This is a genomic window from Streptomyces sp. CAU 1734 (assembly GCF_039888735.1).
GTDB lineage: Bacteria > Actinomycetota > Actinomycetes > Streptomycetales > Streptomycetaceae > Streptomyces.
This window is the reverse complement of the sequence record NZ_JBDQQP010000003.1, coordinates 86,904-103,780: the sequence shown is the minus strand read 5'-3', so window position 1 is coordinate 103,780 and position 16,877 is coordinate 86,904. Positions and strand designations below refer to the sequence as shown.

Genomic DNA, 16,877 nt, shown 5'->3' with positions numbered 1-16,877 from the left:
ATGGCCTTCCGGGCGGGGTCGGGCGTACGGAAGCGGGCGTACGGGCCGCTCGGCGGGGCGGTGATCAGCCGCCCGCCAGCTTCGCGGCGATCACCTTGCGGGCGTTCTCCGTGAGGGCCCCGGCGATGTCGTCCCGGCGCGCGCCGACGCCGTCCCGGACGCCCTTGATGAAGCCGTCCTTGATGTCGGCGGTGTTGAGGATGGTGTGCACCGCCGCGTCGGGCAGGCCCTCGACATGCACCCCGATGTCCAGCCCGTCCGGGTCGATGTCGACGGTGAGCGAGCCGATCCCGATGGTGAGGCTGTCGGCGTCGGGTCCCGAGAAGGAGAGGCCGAGGGCCACGGAGGGCTGTTGGGCGGTGGTGGTCATGGTGCCGTCGAGCCGGTCGCCGCTGCTGACGAAGGTGGCCGTCACCGAGGCCGCGACGGTGATCGGGGTGCGGGAGATCCGGCCGAACCGCAGGGTGGCGTCGGCACCCCCGGCGGCGAGAGCGGCGTCGTCGTCGGGGATGAGCACATCGGAGATGCCGTCGACGGTGACGTCGTCGAGGGTGAAATTGACCTGGGTGCCCAGGATCTGATGGTCGCCGAGGTCGATGGTGTCGATCGCCAGGGGTTCGAGCGGGGGATCGTCGGCCGAGCGGACGACGGACGGCGGCCAGAAGCCGGAGCCGCTGTCGTTGAGCGAGGCCCGCACCCGGTCGAAGAGGTAGACCTCCAGGGGTCCGTCGCCCGCCGGGGGACGGCCGCCGGAGGACGGGAGCGCGCCGGTGCCGAGCACACCGTCGAGCGCGGTCGCCAGCTCGTCGGTGACGGAGCCGGAGAACTGGGTGCGGAAGTCCTCGGCGTCGACGGTGCCGGCGAGTCTGGTGGTGAGGGTGGTGGCGGCGTCGGGGCTGTTGAAGGCCAGCACCGCCGCCCCTTTCCACGCCTTGCGATTGGCGTCGGTGACCGTGTCGCCGTCAATCGTGAGCCGGTCCGGGTCGAGGGTGTACACGGGGGTGGAGACGATGGCGACGGACTCGACGACCGCCCGGGGCGTGCGCGCGGAGCCCGACCCGGCCGGCTCGATGGTCAGCCGGACGTCGAACGCCATGTCCTCGATGGTGAAGAGGAACTCCCCGTGGCCCTCGATGGTCTGGGAGGGCCAGTCCACCCCGTACTCGCTCAGGCCGCCGGCGGGGACCGAGGTGGGCGGTTTCAGCGACTCGGCGAGCACCTGCCCGCCGGCCGCCGTCTCCGAGTCGGGGTCGTCGATCACCACGACGTGCTGAACGAGCCGGTAGGAGCCCTCGACCGTGATCCGCGGCTGGTAGCCGTGGGTGTCGTAGGCGGCGGCCGTGATCCGTACGGTTGCCCGGTAGCCGTTCTCCGTGGCGACGACATCGCTCAGCTCGCCCAGTGAGGCGTTGGCCAGACCGCTGACGGTGACGGAGAGCAGGGTCAGCGCCGGGTAGGGGTCGTCGCGGTCGCGCTGGCTGTCGAAGTCGTCCAGGTCGTCCGGGATTCCGCTCGCGCCGTCCCGGCTCGCCCGCTCCCAGGCGTTGCCCACGAAGTTCCACCAGGCGACGGCGATGGAGTCGGCGACCGTGGTGCCCGCGTCCCCGGCGAGTGCGCCGAGTTCCCAGGAGTCGACCTCCAGCGGGGAGAGGGTGCGTCCGTCGGGGGTGCGGACCGGTTCGAGGATCTTCGGGAGCCAGTAGGGGCTGTCGGGGTCGTTCGCCCGCTTGCGCATGGTGGCGTGGAGGAAGTCGACCAGGGCCGCGGTCATGGCGGTGCTCCTTCTCGGGAGTCCGGGAGGTCTCGGGCGTGCGGGTTGGTGTGTGCGGGGGAGCCGGTCAGGGCCGCCGGTCGACGACATGGAGGGCGAGATCCTCCAGCGCGTGCCGGTGGTCGCCCGCCGGGAAGGGCCGCAGCAGCTCGATGGCCTCCAGTGCCTGGGCGCGCGCGTCCGCCCAGGCGCGGGCGAAGCCGGTGGTCGCCCGCACCTGGGCGACACATCGCTCCAGTCCGGCGGCGTCCAGCGGTTCGCCGCGCATGACCCGGCTGACCCGGTGGCCGGGCCCCAGTTCCTCCATCGCGTACACCAGGGGCAGCGAGGCACGGCGGCGCAGCAGGTCCATGCCGCGCGGCTTGCCGGATGCGGTTTCGTCCTGGGCCAGGTCGAAGAGGTCGTCCATGACCTGGAGGGCGCGGCCCAGCCGGCGGCCGGCGAATCCGGCGCGGCGGGCGTCGGCGGAGCGTCCGCCCGCGAGGGTGACGCCGGCCTCGGCGGCCAGGCCGAAGAGGACGGCGGTCTTGCGGTCGGCGGTCCGCCAGTAGCGCTCGATCAGCCGGGCGGGCTCCTGGGTCAGGTCGGTGCGCAGTTCGTCCAGTTCACCGCAGCCGATCTGGAAGGCGGTGTCGAGTACCAGCTCGATCAGCGCCATGTCGCGGTCCCGGTCGATGGTGCGGACGAAGCCCCGGATGGCCTGGACGAACTGGAGATCACCGACGAGTACGGCGGTCTCCGTGCCGCGCGCGGCGTTGACCGAGGGCAGCCCCCGGCGCAGTGCGGAGCCGTCGATCACATCGTCGTGGATCAGCGTCGCCACATGCAGCATCTCCAGGGAGACCGCCCCCTGCAGCACTTTCCGGGGCAGCGGCGCGGCTCCGGAGACCATGTGCGCGGCGAGCAGCATCACCGCCGGGCGGAGCCGTTTGCCCTGCCGGTAGAGGGCGTGTTCGGTGTCGCTCAGGTACTCCCGCTGCGGGGCGAGTGCCTCGTCGAGGATGGAGTCGAAGTGCGGCCGGTCGCCGGCCAGCAGTCCGTCCCAGAGTCCGCTGGTGATGTCCTCGGCGGGGGTGCCCGAATCGAGGATGAGCACGGGTCAGGACCGCCCGTCGGCGGGGAGCACGAAGCCCTCGGTGCCGGTGAGCACGGCATGCCGCAGGGTCTCGGCGACGGTGTCGCGGAGGAGTTCGCGGACGAGGCGCATCGAGCGCAGCCGTTCCCTGGCCAGTTCACCGGCCGGGCCCTCCCAGCCGCTGTCGTCGATGTGCAGGGCGAGGGCGGGCAGGGTCACGGCGGCGTCGCCCGGGCCGGGGCCGGTGGTGATCCGGATGTCCTCCAGCCGGGCGTGGCACTCTCCCCAGTGCAGGGTGTCGGTCGCCGCCGGCTGTTCCCGCGCCCGGTCCGCGTAGGCCTGCCGGCCGAACTCCCGGTAGTGGTCCCGGTGCTCCCGCGACAGGGTGAGCCATTCCTCGGGTTCGTCCTCGGGGGCGGTGGTGTAGGTGCCGTGGACGAGGCCGATGTAGCGCTGCACCTCCTCGGGTGTGGTCGCGCGCACCTCGCCGGAGTGCCGGTCGATGGCGGAGTAGACCTCGTGCTGGCTGAGCGGGGTGGTCCGTTCGGAGGTGTTGCCGGTGTCGTTCACCGCCGTGGCGAACTGCTGGGCCGCGTCCAGGGCGTCGCCGTACTTGCTCTGGTCGTCGGGGGTGGCGAGGCTCATCTCGAAGGAGAGGGCGCTGGTGACATTCACGTACTGGATGAACGCGTGCGCGTTGTAGCCGGTCCCCTGGTCCGGGTCGGTCCAGTCGTTGACGGCGCCGGCGCCGGCGGCGGGTGCCTGCGGATCGGTGGTGGTGAAGGTGTGCTCGGACATGCGGCGGGTGACACCGTCGCGGCGCCAGTTCTTCCGCAGGGTGCTGGAGGTGTCGAAGATGCCGTAGAAGGTCTCGTTGTTCTGCCCGTAGGTGATGAGCAGCTGCTGTCCCTTCTCGGTCTGCATGAGCTTGTCGCGGTGGGCGTCGGCGCGGTCGTGCCATTGGCGGAGTGTCTCGTCGTCCGGTGGTTCGTGCGGGGCGGAGGGGCGGCTCGCGGCGGGGAGGGTGGGCCGGCGCGACTCCTCGGAGAGCGGGCGCAGATCGCCGGCGGTGTCGAGGTCGCGGATCTCGTCGGGGCGGGCGTCGAGCGCGTACCGGCCGGTGAGGACGAGCGCCGGGATGCGGTACGCGCCCTCCTCTCCGGGGACGGCCTCGGGCCGCCCCTCGGCGCGGACCCGGAGCGCGCCGAAGCGGATGCTGAGGGCGCCGGTGGGGTAGCCGACCGTGCCGGGCATCTCCACGGTGCGGGCGAGGGGGTAGCCGGGGGTGTCCGCGAGGTACAGGGGCCGGACTTCGGGGTACGGAGTGCTCACGTACGTCTCCTGCGGTGAGTCGGACCGGTGGACGGGTGGCGGGTCAGGAGACGTCGGCGGTCCCGCTGATCATGAGCATGTCGCCATGGGCGCTCAGCTCCGGTGACGCCAGCCGGATCCGGACGGCCGAGCCGCCGGCCGGGATGGAACAGCCGATCGGCTCGCCGAGCGGGATGTCGGGGGAGAGATCGGCGGTCTTCTGCCGGACGATGGCCGGGGCCGCCTCGGCGAGGCTGTTGACGAGGTCCGACAGCACCGCGGCCAGGGCGGTCTTCGGCTTGAAGGTCACCTTCCGGAGGTCGAGGCCGGTGACCTCGACCGTGAGCGCGGTGTCCGTGAGACCGGTGGCCCTGACCGTGACGACGGGCGGGTCCGGGACATAGCTGACATCGAATACGACGGGTGCGGTCACGGTGGTGTCTCTCCTCGCTGGTCGGTGCGCCTGCCGGTCCGGTGGTCACCGGGTCACGATTCGTGGCCCGCCTTGCCCAGGGCGCAGCCGCCGCTGCCGTCCGGGGAGGTGGGGACGAGGTCGAGCTCGGCGTGCCAGTCGATGTCGACGCCGGCCGACGCGGTGGTCGGGTCGGTGCCGACCGTCAGATTGACGGCCCGCCGGAAGGTCGCGTCCCACTTCGCCGAGGCGACGAACTGGACGGTCTTGCTGTCATTGGCCAGCTGCTTGTTCTCGAACCGCTTGACCGCGGCGGTCAGCAGGGTGGTGAGCAGGCCCTTGCTGATGAGGGTGAACACCTGCTTGCCGGTCGGCCACTCCACGGCCTCGGTGCGCACGGCCGCCGGCTGTGACACCGCCGCCTTCGACGCGAGGACCAGATGGGTGGGGATGACGTCGACCTGTACGAGATTCAGGGTGACCTTCTGGCCGAAGAGGTCCTGGGCCGGGATCCTCAGCCCCTGGAGCCAGCCGGCGCCCTGGTTCAGCAGGGTCGGGACCACGACGTTCCGGATGATGACGCTGGTCGGGCCGGCTGGCAGATTCTCCAGCCAGGCCCCGAGCGGGACGACGGTGAGACCGCCGCCGCCGAGGGTCAGCCGGAGGGCCACCGTGACCTTGCCGGTGACCGAGGGGAGGGGGGTGTCCCCCACCGTGCAGTCCGCCTTGAGCTGTTGGGCGACGAATTGGAGCACACCGGAGTCCGGGAGGGCGGTGACCCCCTCCGCCTTGATCATCTTGTTCCAGAGGTCCTGGTCCGGCGGGGTGAGCACAAAGGAGGGGGCGTCCAGGAAGTCCCAGGCGAAGGTGTAGGACGTACCCTCGATGGGAGCCGGGGTGACGCTTCCCCGGAAGGCGTCGCGGTGCCCCTCATGGGCCTTCCGGAGGCCGGAGTTGATGGCGTCGGCACCGACTCCGAGCGCGAGATCGAAATTTGAGTCGCTCACGCCGCCATCCAAAGGCACCCCGGAGGACCGCACCACAAAATGCCGCGCGCTGGCGCGAACCGGCGCTTTGAGGTGGTGAACAGGTCAGACTTCGCACTCATCCGCCCAGCGGAGCAAAAGGCACCGAACACGCCCGCGCCCACCGGTACGACCAGGGGTGACGGCCTCCCGGCCGACGGCTCCCCCGGCCTTGAACACACATCCGATTCCGGCCGTCCCGGCGGGAATCAAGGCCCTGTTACCGGACATACCGCCTGCCGTGATGTCCGCTTCCGCCGCCGCGGGGCCGTATTGCCGGATCGGCGGCACCGGTCGATGATGTGAGGCCGCCGCCGCCGGCACGGTGCCGCGGCCGCGTGATCCGCCGCGGAACCGGGCCTCGCCTCGGGCGGGGCCCCGGGTCCGTCACTTCGGGCACATGACCTTCACTTCGGACAGGGGAAGCCTGAACATGACCTACGACCTTGCAGTCGGAGCCGATGCCGCCACGGTGAACGTGGTGGCGTACGAGGTCTACGACCGGCTCTATCCGCGGTACTTCACCGGTTCCCAGCCGTACGACGCCGGAGGAACGCCGGTCACGGTGACATGGGACGTCCAGGCCGCACCGGTCTTCGATCTCACCCCGGCCGCCCACTCGGCGCGGGAGTTACGGGACCGCTTCGCGCGGGGCGCGGCGGGGCGGCTGACCGAGGACGAGGTGGCGGAGTACGCCGGCACCCTGCACCAGTCGCTGGACGGGAGCACCTTCCAGGTCGTCCTGAACGAGGTCGAGGTCGTCGTCGACGCGGAGGACGAGAATCTGGTGGACGCGGTGGTGACGGTGACGGTGGACGTCCAGGCCAGTACCTCCGTGTCCGGCCTGCTCACCCTGGACCCGGTCAGAGCCGTGGCGAGCGACACCGGTGATGTCCAGAGGGTGATTCTGGACAATGTGGTGCTGCCGGCCGTTCTCGACCAGGCGCGCCGGATCCTGTCGGGCATCAGTCTTCCCAAGCCGGACATCCCGCTGCTGGATCTGTCGGCGCCGGTCCCCGTGCTCGAACCGGAGCAGGCGGTGGCGGTGATGAATCTGGTGGAGCACGGCACACCGCGGCCGCCCTTCCCGGACTCCTGGCCCCGGAGCCCGTTCTTCGCGCTGATCGGTACGGACACGGTCCAGCGGATCAGCGAGGTGGCCACCGCCTATCTGGAGGGGATGAGCTTCCCCGCCGGCGACTCGATGGACTTCGGGATCGGCACCGGCTACTACCAGGCGTCGGTCGTCATCAGCCAGGTGCGGTGCGAGGTCCTGGACACCGAGATCCCGGCGGTGAGTGTGCGGGCCGCCGTCACCGGCAGCGGAAGCGCGGGCATCGACTGGCTCTGGGGCGGGTCGACGGACGCCTTCTACGATCTGGCGCTGGAGCCCGACCCGGTCATCACCCTGACCCTGTCGCTCTCCGGAACCACCCTCAAGGCCACCGCCGACAGCGTGAGCTCCTTCGATCTGGAGATCTATCCACACGACGACCTGGTCAGCGTCATCGCCTCCTGGGTGGCCGACGCGCTCTCGTCCACCCTCGGCGGGCTCGTCGCGGACGCGCTCCGGGGCGTTGAGTTCACACTGGGCGAGCTCCCGGCCGTCACCGTCGACGTGGATCCGGTCCGGCTCGATGTGACACCGGTGGATCTGACCCTCGGCCGCTTCGGCGACACGCTCACGCTCCAGGGCGACGTCTCCGTCACCAGCCGCTAGCGGTCCCGGTCCCCCGCCGGGGGTCGGCCGCGGAAGTGTGCCGTGCCCGGGGAGGCGCGGTCCCGGTGCCCCGCCGGGGGGCCGCCACGGGGAGTGCGCCGTGCCCGGGGAGGCTCCGACGGCCTTCCCGGGCACGGTGTCACACCCGCCGGCCGTCCGGGAAGGCCGGCCCGAAGCCGTTGACATGGCCGGTGTCCCGCCGGCCCGTGTCCCGCACCCGAGGCCGCCATATCCCGCCGGCCGCCTCCGACGCGGCGTTGACGGTACAGGACTTCTCGAGGTCGGGCGCCGAGTCGTGCGGGCTGGACGCCTTGAGCGGGTACACGGTCCCGTCGGGTGCCGGCAGATCGACCGCCGGGCCGCCGCGGAAGGTGTGCACGATGTCCACTCCGACACGCGGCGCGGCCGGGGCGCCGCCCGGGATGCCGGTGACGGTGACCGGGGAGGTGACCGGCGGGCCGGGGTCCGGGACGGCGATGGTCGTGGTGTTCTCGAAGACCGTGCCCGGGGGGCCGGGCTCGGTGCCGCCCGGGCGGTCGCCGGCGTTGACTCCGGCCCAGGCATCGGCGACGGCGGCGACCTCGGGGCCGCCGGCCCCGTAGATCTCGGCGGCGACCGCGAGGATGGCCGCCCGCGCGCCCGCGTGGTCGGTGGTGGAGCCGAATCCGGTCGTCAGCGCCCTGAACCAGGTCAGGGCGGCCTTGTCGCGGCCGATACCGGTCACGGGCAGGCCGCCGGAGGCCGGCGAGTGGTGGCCGCCGCCGTTCACGGTCCCGGCGCCGCCGCTCCCGGGGAGGAGGGAGAACCAGTGGTCGTCCGGCGCGGAGAAGAGGACGGCGGTGCCGGGGGTCCCCTTGGCGAGGTCGTACGTCCGGTCGCCGCCGAGTACCGGCGGCCCGGCGAAGGTGCGCTCACGGCGGGTGTGCGTGGTGCCGTCCCGGTCCCGGCTCACATCCCGGACGCCGAGTAACTCTCTTTCACCGGGACCCGGTTCGCGGGCGGTGGCCGCCGTGCCGGCGCTCGGCTCGCGCGGCAGCGCGGCACGCTCGGCGGGGGTGAGGCTCATGGGCAGGGCGCCGGGGCCGAAGGCACCCCGGGCGGTGAGGGGCGGCGCGGTGGGGCGCGGGGCCGCCGAAGGTCCTGCCTGGACGCCGGCGGCCAGCAGGGCGCCGGCGGCCATGAACGCGCCGGTGGCGATGGCACGCCGGCGATGTGTGGTTCTCACGCGAACTCCTTCTGCGGGGGGGGTGCCGGGCGGCCCGGTGGCGGCGCGCGCGCCCGGACAGGGCGATACGGAGCAACAGTGCGACGGATGGGAAAAGAGTTGCAGGAGTGACACACACCTGTCAGGGCCGCATCAAACGTTGGCCGGAACTCCTCCCGGACCGCGCTCCGGTGGGGAGCGCCGCGCGGACACAAGCGGGCCCCGGGATCGGTCCCGGGGCCCGCGTGCGGCTGTTTCTCGGGGTTCGCGTTCCGCGATTCCGCCGGCGGCTACTTGCCGCGGTAGGCGTGGTACACGGTGATGGTGCTCGTGTTGTTCCCGGTGTCCGTGATCTCCGCCCGGAAGGAGACGGACTTGCCCTTGGCCGGATTCGTGATCGTGATCCCGCCCTTGACGACCGTCACCTTCTTCCATGTCCTGCCGTCGTGGGAGACCGAGACCGTCAGGGACTTGAGGCCCTTGCCGGCCGCCGGGCCCTCGACGGTCACCGGGAGGGTGACCCGCCGGCCCGCCGGGGCGGTGTTGTCCGGCGCCGTCCTCGCGTCGATGCGGAACGAGGAGACCGGAAGCGCCTCCACCGTGCCCCTGGCCGGCCGCGCCGAGCGGAAGGTCCAGCGGGCGTCGATCCGGCTCGCGGTCGCGGCCACCTTCGCGTCCCGCTTGGCCGAGGTGGCGAGGGTGTACTCGGCCGGGGCGTCACCGACCGTGAAGGGGTGCCAGCCCCTCAGCGGATCCTCGCTCTCGCCGATCTTCACCGCACCCCGGTGGAGTGTGGTGCGCGCCGAGGAGACGGCGGAGTGGGCCAGATGGCCCCGGCCGTCGCTGAAGAGACCCAGGTCACCGTAGATCTTGTTGCCCGCGCGGTACACACCGCTGACGCCCTTGCGCACCAGCGGGGAGTGCACCCCGGTGCCGATGGTCTCGGTGTACGCCCTGCCCGCGTGGTAGCTCCTGTTGCGGGTGGTGGTCCAGATCTCCTCGCCCCAGGGGCCCTCGGTCTTCGCCGGGGTCTGGTCGGCCATCAGGGACCACTGGGTTCCCGGGCTCGACGCGAGCAGCAGGCTCCGGGTGCCGGGGAGGGGCCCGGACATCCCCTGCCCGTGGGAGTGGACCCCGGCGAGCACGCTCACCAGGTCGAGCCGGCCGTACTTTCCCTTCGCCGAGGACGCCATGGCGACCTTCACCCGGGCGAAGTCGGCCGCCTTGAACTTCCTGGTGTAGCCGGTGGAGTACTTCCGCACCGTGCCGCCGGTGACGGTGGCGTACTCCACCCCGCCGGCCGGCTTCCACCGGGTGGCCCAGGTCTCCGCCAGCGAGCCGTCGGTGACCTCGGGACCCAGATGCCCGCTGCGCACATTCTTCAGCGAGCCGAAGGAGATGGCGCTCTCCGCCCGGTGATCGCCCTTGCCCACCGCATGGCCGAACTCCACGCCGCTCAGCACGGCCCGCTTGTCCGGCACGGCGATGGAGACCGGCTTCGCCTTGCGGGCATCGACCGTGACCGTGGTGTTCCGGGTCAGGGAGAGTCTGGGGTGGAGCAGCTCGTCGTAGCCCTTGGAGATGTCCCTCGGGTCGACCGGGGCGCCGGAGCTGAGGGCGTACTCCCCCTTGACGAGGCGCACCGAGACGCCGGCCGCCGCGTTGTCGAACATGCGCATCCCGCCGTCGTCGTACAGCGCGTAGAGGAACGAGGAGAACTTCCGGGTCGGTTTGCCGTCCCGTCCGATGTATTTGATCGTGAGGGTGTACTGCTCCGTCCCGCGCTCCACACCCGCGACGGTGCGCACGCTCTGCCCGTCGCCGGCGGCCACGACGGATGCCGTGTAGTAGCCGTCGGTCCTTCCGCCGAGGCGGGTGTCCGCGGAGAGATCGACGGAGGCGGTGCCGCCGGCGGGAACGGTCACCCGCGGGGCGCTCAGGGTGAAGAAACCGGCGGGAGCGGGGGTGCCCTTGGGGCCGTGTCCGGTGGCCCGCAGATCAAGGGTGATGTCCGTACCGCCCAGATTGCGGTAGGTGATCTTCCGGGTCTGCGGGGTGTCGTCCTGGTGCGGCCACGGCTGCCGGGCGAAACTCACCGACGAGGGCTCGGCCACAACGCTCTGCCCGATCGCGCGGTCCAGGGCGATCCTGCCCGTGCCCTGTTCGGTGACGCGCCCGCCCAGGTCCTTCGCGGAGCCGGTCAGCGCGCTCTTCAGCAGCTCGCCCGTCCACCCGGGGTGCCGCTGCTTCAGCAGGGCCGCGGCGCCCGCCACATGGGGGGCCGCCATGGAGGTGCCGGATTTGCCCGCGTACCCCGCGAGGTCCCCGGGGGCGGAGGGGGTGCCCGCCGCGGCGGCGGCGAGGATGTCCACACCGGGGGCGGCGACATCCGGCTTGACCGCACCGCCGTCGGCCCGGGGGCCGCGGCTGGAGAAGAGGGCGGTGTCGCCGTCGTCGTCCACCGCCCCGACGGTCAGCGCCCCGTCGGCGCTCCCCGGGGAGCCGACGGATCCCGCCCGGGGACCCTCATTGCCCGCGGCGACGGCGAAGAGCACGCCCTTCTCCCGGAAGACCTTGTCGACCTGGGCTTCCAGCGGGTCGGTCTCCGGCCCGTCGGGGGCGCCGAGGCTCAGATTGATGACATCGGCGCCCTGGGACACGGCCCAGTCGATGCCGCCGATGATGCCCGACGCGGTGCCGGAGCCGCCGTCGTTGAGCACTTTGCCGCTGAGGACCCCCGCGCCGGGGGCGACGCCCTTGTGGGTGCCGCCCGACCCGGCGCCGGTCCCCGCCGCGGTGGAGGCGACATGGGTGCCGTGGCCGTGCACGTCCTTGGCGTTCTTGGCGTCGCTGAAGTTCTTCTCGGCGACGACCCGGGTCCGCAGATCCGGGTGGGTCCGGTCCACACCGGTGTCCAGGACCGCGATGGTGACGCCGGTGCCGTCGAGCCCGGCCTGCCAGGCCGTGGGCGCGCCGACCTGGGGGACGCTGCTGTCGAGCGCGGCCGTGTACACCCCGTCCAGCCAGACGCGCTCGATGCCGGGGACGGTGACGGTCCGCGCGTCAGCGCCGCCGGTGCGGGTGAGGGAGTCCCACAGGGCACTCGGCTCCCGCCCCGGGATGGTCACCGCGTCGGCGTTCAGCCGGGGAAGGTTCCGGCCGACCCGGACGTCCCCGGCGGCGCGCAGTCGCTTGCCGGCCGCGGGTGCGGAGTCGCCGGTGTACGCCACGATGACCTTCAGGCCGTCGCGGTAGGCGGCGCGGCTCTGAGGTCTGCTCAGTTCGGTGACATTGAACAGCCGCCGGTCGAGACGGCCGGCCGCGATCAGCGGGCGGGCGTCGGCGGGGACGACATGGGTCTCGCCGTCCTGGGTGAAGGTCTGGACGGGTATGTCCGAGCGGCCCTCGGCCCGGTCGAGGGCGACCGCCCTGCCCTGGGCGTCGACCCCGACACGGTCACCCGTGACCAGGGTGACCCAGTGCGGGCCGGCGTTCCCGCTGCCCCGGTCCCCGGGTCCGGCGAGTGCGGCGGCTGTGGCCGTACCGTCCGGCGAGGTGGTGGAGGCGGATGAGATCGGGGTGGTCAGCCCCGCGATGAGCGCTGCCGCGACCGCTGTGGTGAGCGCCGCGGCACCGAGGTTCTCAGGTCTCCCGGAGAACATGAACTCCCCCTGCCAGTGCGGGTGACGGGTCACAGGGGGCCCGGAGCGGCACCCGCTGTCCACCCCCGGCAGGGGGAAAATCCCACCCCGGGTCTCCGTCTGTCAGCCCGTTCGCCCGATGCCGGACAATGCGGCGCCGGATTGGGCGGTTACGGGGTGATCCGGTTCGGGCGGCCCGGCGATTTACGCGGCGATCCGCCGAACAATGAGGTGCGGCGAACAAGGCCGGCGGGGCCGGGCACGGCACACGACCGCGCCGGGGCGGCCGTGTCACGGCCGCCCCGGCGCGGATTCGCCCACCGGCGGGTGGTCAGACGCGCGGCGGCCAGTAGTGGGCACCGAGCTGCTCGCGGTAGCCGGAGTCACCGAAGTGCTTCTCCCGGTGGAACTCGGGCGCGTCCTTGATCTGCTCCTTGGTCCGGTCGACATAGACCTTCTCCTGCGCCGCGTCGATCTTGATGACCGTCCCGGCCGGGACGAGGACCTCCTTGCCGAAGATCCAGGGTCCGGTGTCCACGACCAGACAGGAGGCGTCAACCTCCTCGGTGTGCTTGTCGACCTTGCCGATGCTGCCGTCCAGGGCCTCGACCTTGAATCCGGTCAGGTCGGATCCGATGGTGTACCCGGACGTGGAGGCGTAGTTCCATGCGTTCTCGTTCATGACGGGCAGTCCTTCCGCGGTTGTGTGATGGCTGGCGGGCCCTGACGGGCCTGTGCCGAGGAGTACGGCCGGCGGGGGCCGGCCGTGCACTGCCTCGGTCAGCCGCCTGCCCCGCTTGCGACGGGCCATGCGTACGTCCTCGGCACCGGCCGGTTCCGCCGGCGACCGCCCGGCGGGAGGTGTGCGCGGGCTCCGACGGGGTAGCCGCGAGGCCGGAAGCACAACTCACGCATCGACGACGGGAGTTACGATCGTGTACGCCTCCAGAAGTCATTCCGGCTTTCGCCCGCTGTCCGCCGCCTCGCCCCTCGCGCTGGTCAGTGTCGTCTTCGGGGTGCTCGGATTCTTCTTCCTCAGCCTGCTGCTCGCGCCGCTCGCCGTGCTGACCGGATATCTCGCCCTGCGCCGGAGCGGCCGGGACGGCGCGGTTCTCGCGAAGGCGGGCATCGTCCTCGGCGCCGGTGTTCTGGTGCTCTACGCCGTACTGATGGTGGCCGGTTCCTGACCGGGCGCGGCGCACCCGTGAGCCCTGCCGTCATCCGGCTCGCCGGATCGCGCGCCCCGGTGCGGAAGTGCCGTCCGAAGCGCGGCGGTCCCGGGCCGGCCGGCGCTCAGCGCGGCCGGTGGTGGGCGCGCGATTCCGCTGCCGCCTTCAGATCGCGCAGCCATCCTTCGAGGCCCTGGCGGAGAATCCCGGTCGCGACGGGAACATAAGCGTCGACCTGCGGGCCGGTGTGGGTCTCCTCGGTGATCACCCGGACACCGCCCCGGACCTTGGTGAAGGTCCACACATGGACGCCGTCGATGTGCAGCCCCTCACCGGACGCCGGCCCGGTCCAGCGGACGCAGGAGTGGCGCTCGATCTGTTCGACGGTGGAGATGATGTCCAGCCGCCCGGCGGGAGTCACGGGGTTGGGGGGCACCGGGGTCGTCCAGCGGAAGACGGAACCGGCCCGTAAGGGGCCGTGGTCGAGCCGGTCGGCGGTCTCGACATGAGCCTGCCAGGACGGCCAGCGCTCCACATCGGCCTGAAGCTTCCACACGGTGCGCAGCGGCGCGTGAATCACGGTCTCCGTCCGGTGGCGGACCGGCGCGCCGGGGTCGACCCCCTCCCCCTCACAGGCCGGGGAGGCGGCGGGATACGGCGGAGCGGCGGCGGCCGGGCCGGCCGAGGCGCCGATCGGACCGGCGAGGAGGGGGACGGCGAACAGGGCGGCGGGGATACGGAACACGCCTGGGAGCAGATCGCCACGGCGGGGGCGTCCGCGCTCTCCCTCAACGCCATCGCCAAGCGGATGGGCATGAGCGGGCCGGCGCTCTACCGCTACTTCGCCAGCCGCGACGACCTGATCACCGAGCTCATCCGCGAGGCGTATCTGAGCCTGGCCGAAACCCTGCGCACGGCCGCCGCGGCCGGCGGCGGCGCGGCGGCGCGGCGGCGCCGGCGCATGCGCTGCGCCGCTGGGCCCTGGAGGACCCCCACCGGTATCTGCTCATTTACGGAACCCCGGTCCCCGGCTACCACGCGCCCGATGACATCACCGGGATCTCCTCCCGGATCATGGCAACCCTGCTGGACGCCTGCGCGGAACTCACCGCGGACACCCCTCCGACGCCGTTCGGCACCCATCTGGACAGCCATCGGAAGTGGGCCGGGGACCACCCCGCCCCGTCCGCCGCCCTCCACCGGGCGCTGATGTTCTGGACCCGGCTGCACGGCCTGCTCTCACTGGAACTGGCCGGTCACTTCGCCGGGATGGACTTCGACCCCGCTCAGTACTTCGAGGCCGAGCTGGCGGATCTGCTGGCTCCCGGACACTGACCCGGCCCCCGGCGGGACCGGGGGCGGCGGGACGCCGTGCCGGACACCGTGCCCGCACCCCGACCGCGCCCGCATCCGTACCCGGTCAGCGTCCGCTGCCGGTCGCCGCGCTCCGGGGGACGGCGGCCGGGGATCGCGCGCCGGCGTCCGGCTCCACCGGGTGTCCGGAGACCGCGGGCCGGGGGGCCGGCCGGCCACCCGTCACGCCGGCGTCGCAGCGGGAGGGCTCCGTACTCCCGTCCGTGCCGCTCAGACGTATCCGCCTCAGACCGTCCGGGCCTGCCGAGTGGGCGGCGGTGCAGACCACCTGACGGATCGCCAGGTCGTCGAGGTCGGCCAGGGCGACCGGCAGGCCGATGGTGAGGGCGCCGTCCCCGCCGGTCACGATGAATCCGCCCCCCGAGGCCGGGTCCGGCAGTCCGCCGGTCAGCCCGGCGGCACGCTCATCGGCCGAAGGCCCCTCGAAGAGCGCCCAGATGAGATGGGCGGACGGCACACCTTCCCTGCTCGGGGCATCCTTCGCACTCCGGGGCCGGGACACCGGGACCAGCGCGCCGTCCGCCGAGCGGAAGAAGAGGAACACCCGCCCCTCGGCCGGCGACGTGGCCTGGATCAGGACGGGGTCCCCCGCCTCCACGGGGTCGGTGTCACTGATACCGCAGCCGGTGAGCAGCGCGGTGAGCAGCAGTGCCCCGGCGCCCGCCGGGGGCAGCGCCCTCACACCGCCGCCCTTCCGGTGCCCAGCGGGATCTCGACGGTGAAGACCGCGCCCCCGCCGGGGGTGTTCCCCGCGCGGACCGTGCCGCCGTGCAGCCGGACGTTCTCCCGTGTGATCGCGAGCCCCAGACCACTGCCCGTGGAGCGGGTACGGGCCGCGTCCGCCTTGTAGAAACGGTCGAAGATGTGCGGCAGCACCTCGGGACTGATGCCGGGCCCGCCGTCGGTGACCTCGGTGACCAGCAGTGGCTCACCACCGGGGCCGGCCGGTGAGCGCAGCCGTACGGAGACCGGCGCGCCGCCGTGGCGCAGTGCGTTGCCGACCAGATTGGCGATCACCACATCGAAGCGGCGGGGGTCGAGCCGTGCCCGGATGCCGTCCGGCAGATCGGTGCGGACCTCGTCGCTCCAGTGCCGGGTCCGCAGGGTCCGGCGGATGGTCTCGGCGACATCGACCTCGTCCGTGTTCAACTCGGCGGCGCGGGCGTCGAACCGGGAGATCTCCATCAGATCCTCCACGAGCACGGCGAGTTTCCCGGTCTCGGCGCTGATCAGCCGGACGGCCTGGGCGGTGTCGGGGTCCAGGCCGTCCGCGTCCTCGTCGAGCACCTCGGTGACGGCGAGCATTCCGGCGAGAGGGGTGCGCAGTTCGTGCGAGACATCGGAGGCGAACCGCCGGGCCCGGGTCTCGGCCCGCCGCAGCTCCGCCACGGAGCGCTCCAGCTCACCCGCCGATTCGTTGAAGGTACGGGCGAGGCCGGCGAGTTCGTCGCGGCCCCGGACCCTGATCCGGGTGTCCAGCCTGCCCTTGCCCATGCTGTGGGCGGCCCGGCGCAGTTCGCGGACCGGGCGCAGTACGCTCCGGGCGGCGAGGAGCGCGGGTATCAGGGCGATCGCCAGCCCCGGTATCGCGCCATTGCGGGCGGCTGTCACCAGGGCCTCGATCTGGGCCTGTTCCTCGTTCAGATCCATCACCGCGTAGAGAACGAGCCCACTGGGCATGGCCCGGCCCTCGGAGGTGGCGGGGGCGAACACCACGGGCATGCCGATGGTCAGATAGGGCACCCCGTCCTTGATCACCCGCTCGAAGCTGCCGTGCGGGTTCCCGGCGACGGCCTTGCGGCGGAGCTCGGGGGTGATGACGGTGGAGACGGGGCTGTTGCCGGACGAGACGCGCATCGTGCCGTACTCGGCGAAGACGATCCACGGACGCGGTTTGCCCTTGTAGGCGAGTTCCCGCAGGGCCGCTTGCAGGGTGTCCCGCTTCACGGGGAGCCCGAAGGAGGACTGGAGGATCTGGTCGCGGAAGGAGGAGACGGCGGTGTCCTGGGCGGCCTGGAGAACCGAGCTGCGGGCCTCGCGATAGGTGAGGGCGGCCGTGGTGCCGGCACTGACGGCGGCGACCAGCAGAAAGGCGAGGACCAGCCGGGTGCGCAGCCCGAAGGGCGTGACGCGCCGGCGGCCGGGGTCGCCGGACGGGGCCGCCCCGCTCTTCGC

General features: G+C 72.4%; 13 protein-coding genes and 1 pseudogene. 3 read left to right on the top strand and 11 right to left on the bottom strand.

The features are described from left to right. Window positions 1-64: 64 nt before the first annotated feature. From AAFN69_RS06680 to AAFN69_RS06660, 5 genes are all read right to left on the bottom strand, one after another. On the bottom strand, window positions 65-1,771 hold the full coding sequence (locus AAFN69_RS06680; protein ID WP_347727370.1) for a hypothetical protein: 1,707 nt from the start codon (window positions 1,769-1,771) through the stop codon (window positions 65-67). Between the two features lie 67 nt (window positions 1,772-1,838). Then, window positions 1,839-2,867 (bottom strand): polyprenyl synthetase family protein, encoded by a 1,029-nt coding sequence (locus AAFN69_RS06675; RefSeq protein ID WP_347727369.1) that lies wholly within the window; start codon window positions 2,865-2,867, stop codon window positions 1,839-1,841. Between the two features lie 3 nt (window positions 2,868-2,870). Further along, window positions 2,871-4,178 (bottom strand): hypothetical protein, encoded by a 1,308-nt coding sequence (locus tag AAFN69_RS06670; RefSeq protein ID WP_347727368.1) that lies wholly within the window; start codon window positions 4,176-4,178, stop codon window positions 2,871-2,873. Between the two features lie 43 nt (window positions 4,179-4,221). Then, window positions 4,222-4,590 carry a hypothetical protein gene (locus AAFN69_RS06665; protein WP_347727367.1) on the bottom strand — a complete coding sequence of 123 codons (369 nt, stop codon included), beginning with the start codon at window positions 4,588-4,590 and terminating at the stop codon, window positions 4,222-4,224. Window positions 4,591-4,643: 53 nt separating this feature from the next. Then, window positions 4,644-5,576 carry a hypothetical protein gene (locus AAFN69_RS06660; protein WP_347727366.1) on the bottom strand — a complete coding sequence of 311 codons (933 nt, stop codon included), beginning with the start codon at window positions 5,574-5,576 and terminating at the stop codon, window positions 4,644-4,646. Window positions 5,577-5,994: 418 nt separating this feature from the next. On the opposite strand from AAFN69_RS06660, the gene AAFN69_RS06655 reads away from it, so the two are divergent. Then, complete coding sequence (locus AAFN69_RS06655; RefSeq protein WP_347727365.1) at window positions 5,995-7,314, top strand: hypothetical protein; 1,320 nt, start codon at window positions 5,995-5,997, stop codon at window positions 7,312-7,314. A 139-nt stretch (window positions 7,315-7,453) separates the two neighbouring features. Here the strand turns inward: AAFN69_RS06655 and AAFN69_RS06650 are convergent, their stop codons facing one another. The 3 genes from AAFN69_RS06650 to AAFN69_RS06640 all read right to left on the bottom strand — a co-directional run bounded on the left by AAFN69_RS06650 (window position 7,454) and on the right by AAFN69_RS06640 (window position 12,841). Then, the gene (locus AAFN69_RS06650) at window positions 7,454-8,539 is read right to left on the bottom strand and encodes a M4 family metallopeptidase (protein WP_347727364.1); all 1,086 of its coding nucleotides are present in this window, start codon (window positions 8,537-8,539) and stop codon (window positions 7,454-7,456) included. Window positions 8,540-8,808: 269 nt separating this feature from the next. Then, a complete protein-coding gene (locus AAFN69_RS06645) occupies window positions 8,809-12,180 on the bottom strand; it encodes a S8 family serine peptidase (protein ID WP_347727363.1) in 3,372 nt (1,123 codons plus the stop codon). A gap of 310 nt (window positions 12,181-12,490) precedes the next feature. Next, complete coding sequence (locus tag AAFN69_RS06640) at window positions 12,491-12,841, bottom strand: PRC-barrel domain-containing protein (RefSeq protein WP_347727362.1); 351 nt, start codon at window positions 12,839-12,841, stop codon at window positions 12,491-12,493. Between the two features lie 253 nt (window positions 12,842-13,094). Here AAFN69_RS06640 and AAFN69_RS06635 point away from each other — a divergent pair, with 253 nt between their 5' ends. Continuing rightward, window positions 13,095-13,346, top strand: coding sequence for a DUF4190 domain-containing protein (locus AAFN69_RS06635; protein WP_347727361.1), 252 nt, complete (start codon window positions 13,095-13,097; stop codon window positions 13,344-13,346). Window positions 13,347-13,452: 106 nt separating this feature from the next. On the opposite strand, the gene AAFN69_RS06630 is transcribed toward AAFN69_RS06635, so the two are convergent. Then, entirely contained in the window at window positions 13,453-14,073 is a 621-nt protein-coding gene (locus tag AAFN69_RS06630) for an SRPBCC family protein (RefSeq protein WP_347727360.1), read from the bottom strand. Here AAFN69_RS06630 and AAFN69_RS06625 point away from each other — a divergent pair. After that, window positions 14,068-14,663: pseudogene (locus AAFN69_RS06625) on the top strand (TetR/AcrR family transcriptional regulator); the annotation flags it as partial. The gene AAFN69_RS06630 and the pseudogene AAFN69_RS06625 sit on opposite strands and share 6 nt — an antisense overlap. A gap of 85 nt (window positions 14,664-14,748) precedes the next feature. Here AAFN69_RS06625 and AAFN69_RS06620 read toward each other — a convergent pair. Together AAFN69_RS06620 and AAFN69_RS06615 are read right to left on the bottom strand one after the other, a co-directional pair. Beyond that, entirely contained in the window at window positions 14,749-15,384 is a 636-nt protein-coding gene (locus AAFN69_RS06620) for a hypothetical protein (RefSeq protein WP_347727359.1), read from the bottom strand. Further along, entirely contained in the window at window positions 15,381-16,817 is a 1,437-nt protein-coding gene (locus tag AAFN69_RS06615; RefSeq protein WP_347727692.1) for a HAMP domain-containing sensor histidine kinase, read from the bottom strand. Before AAFN69_RS06615 ends, AAFN69_RS06620 begins: the two co-directional genes overlap by 4 nt. Window positions 16,818-16,877: the final 60 nt, after the last annotated feature.

Excerpts from the sequence above, each read along its gene's own strand:
- AAFN69_RS06680 (WP_347727370.1), bottom strand. The coding sequence starts at position 1,771 with ATGACCGCGGCCCTGGTCGACTTCCTCCACGCCACCATGCGCAAGCGG.
- AAFN69_RS06655 (WP_347727365.1), top strand. The coding sequence starts at position 5,995 with ATGACCTTCACTTCGGACAGGGGAAGCCTGAACATGACCTACGACCTT.
- AAFN69_RS06645 (WP_347727363.1), bottom strand. The coding sequence starts at position 12,180 with ATGTTCTCCGGGAGACCTGAGAACCTCGGTGCCGCGGCGCTCACCACA.
- AAFN69_RS06640 (WP_347727362.1), bottom strand. The coding sequence starts at position 12,841 with ATGAACGAGAACGCATGGAACTACGCCTCCACGTCCGGGTACACCATC.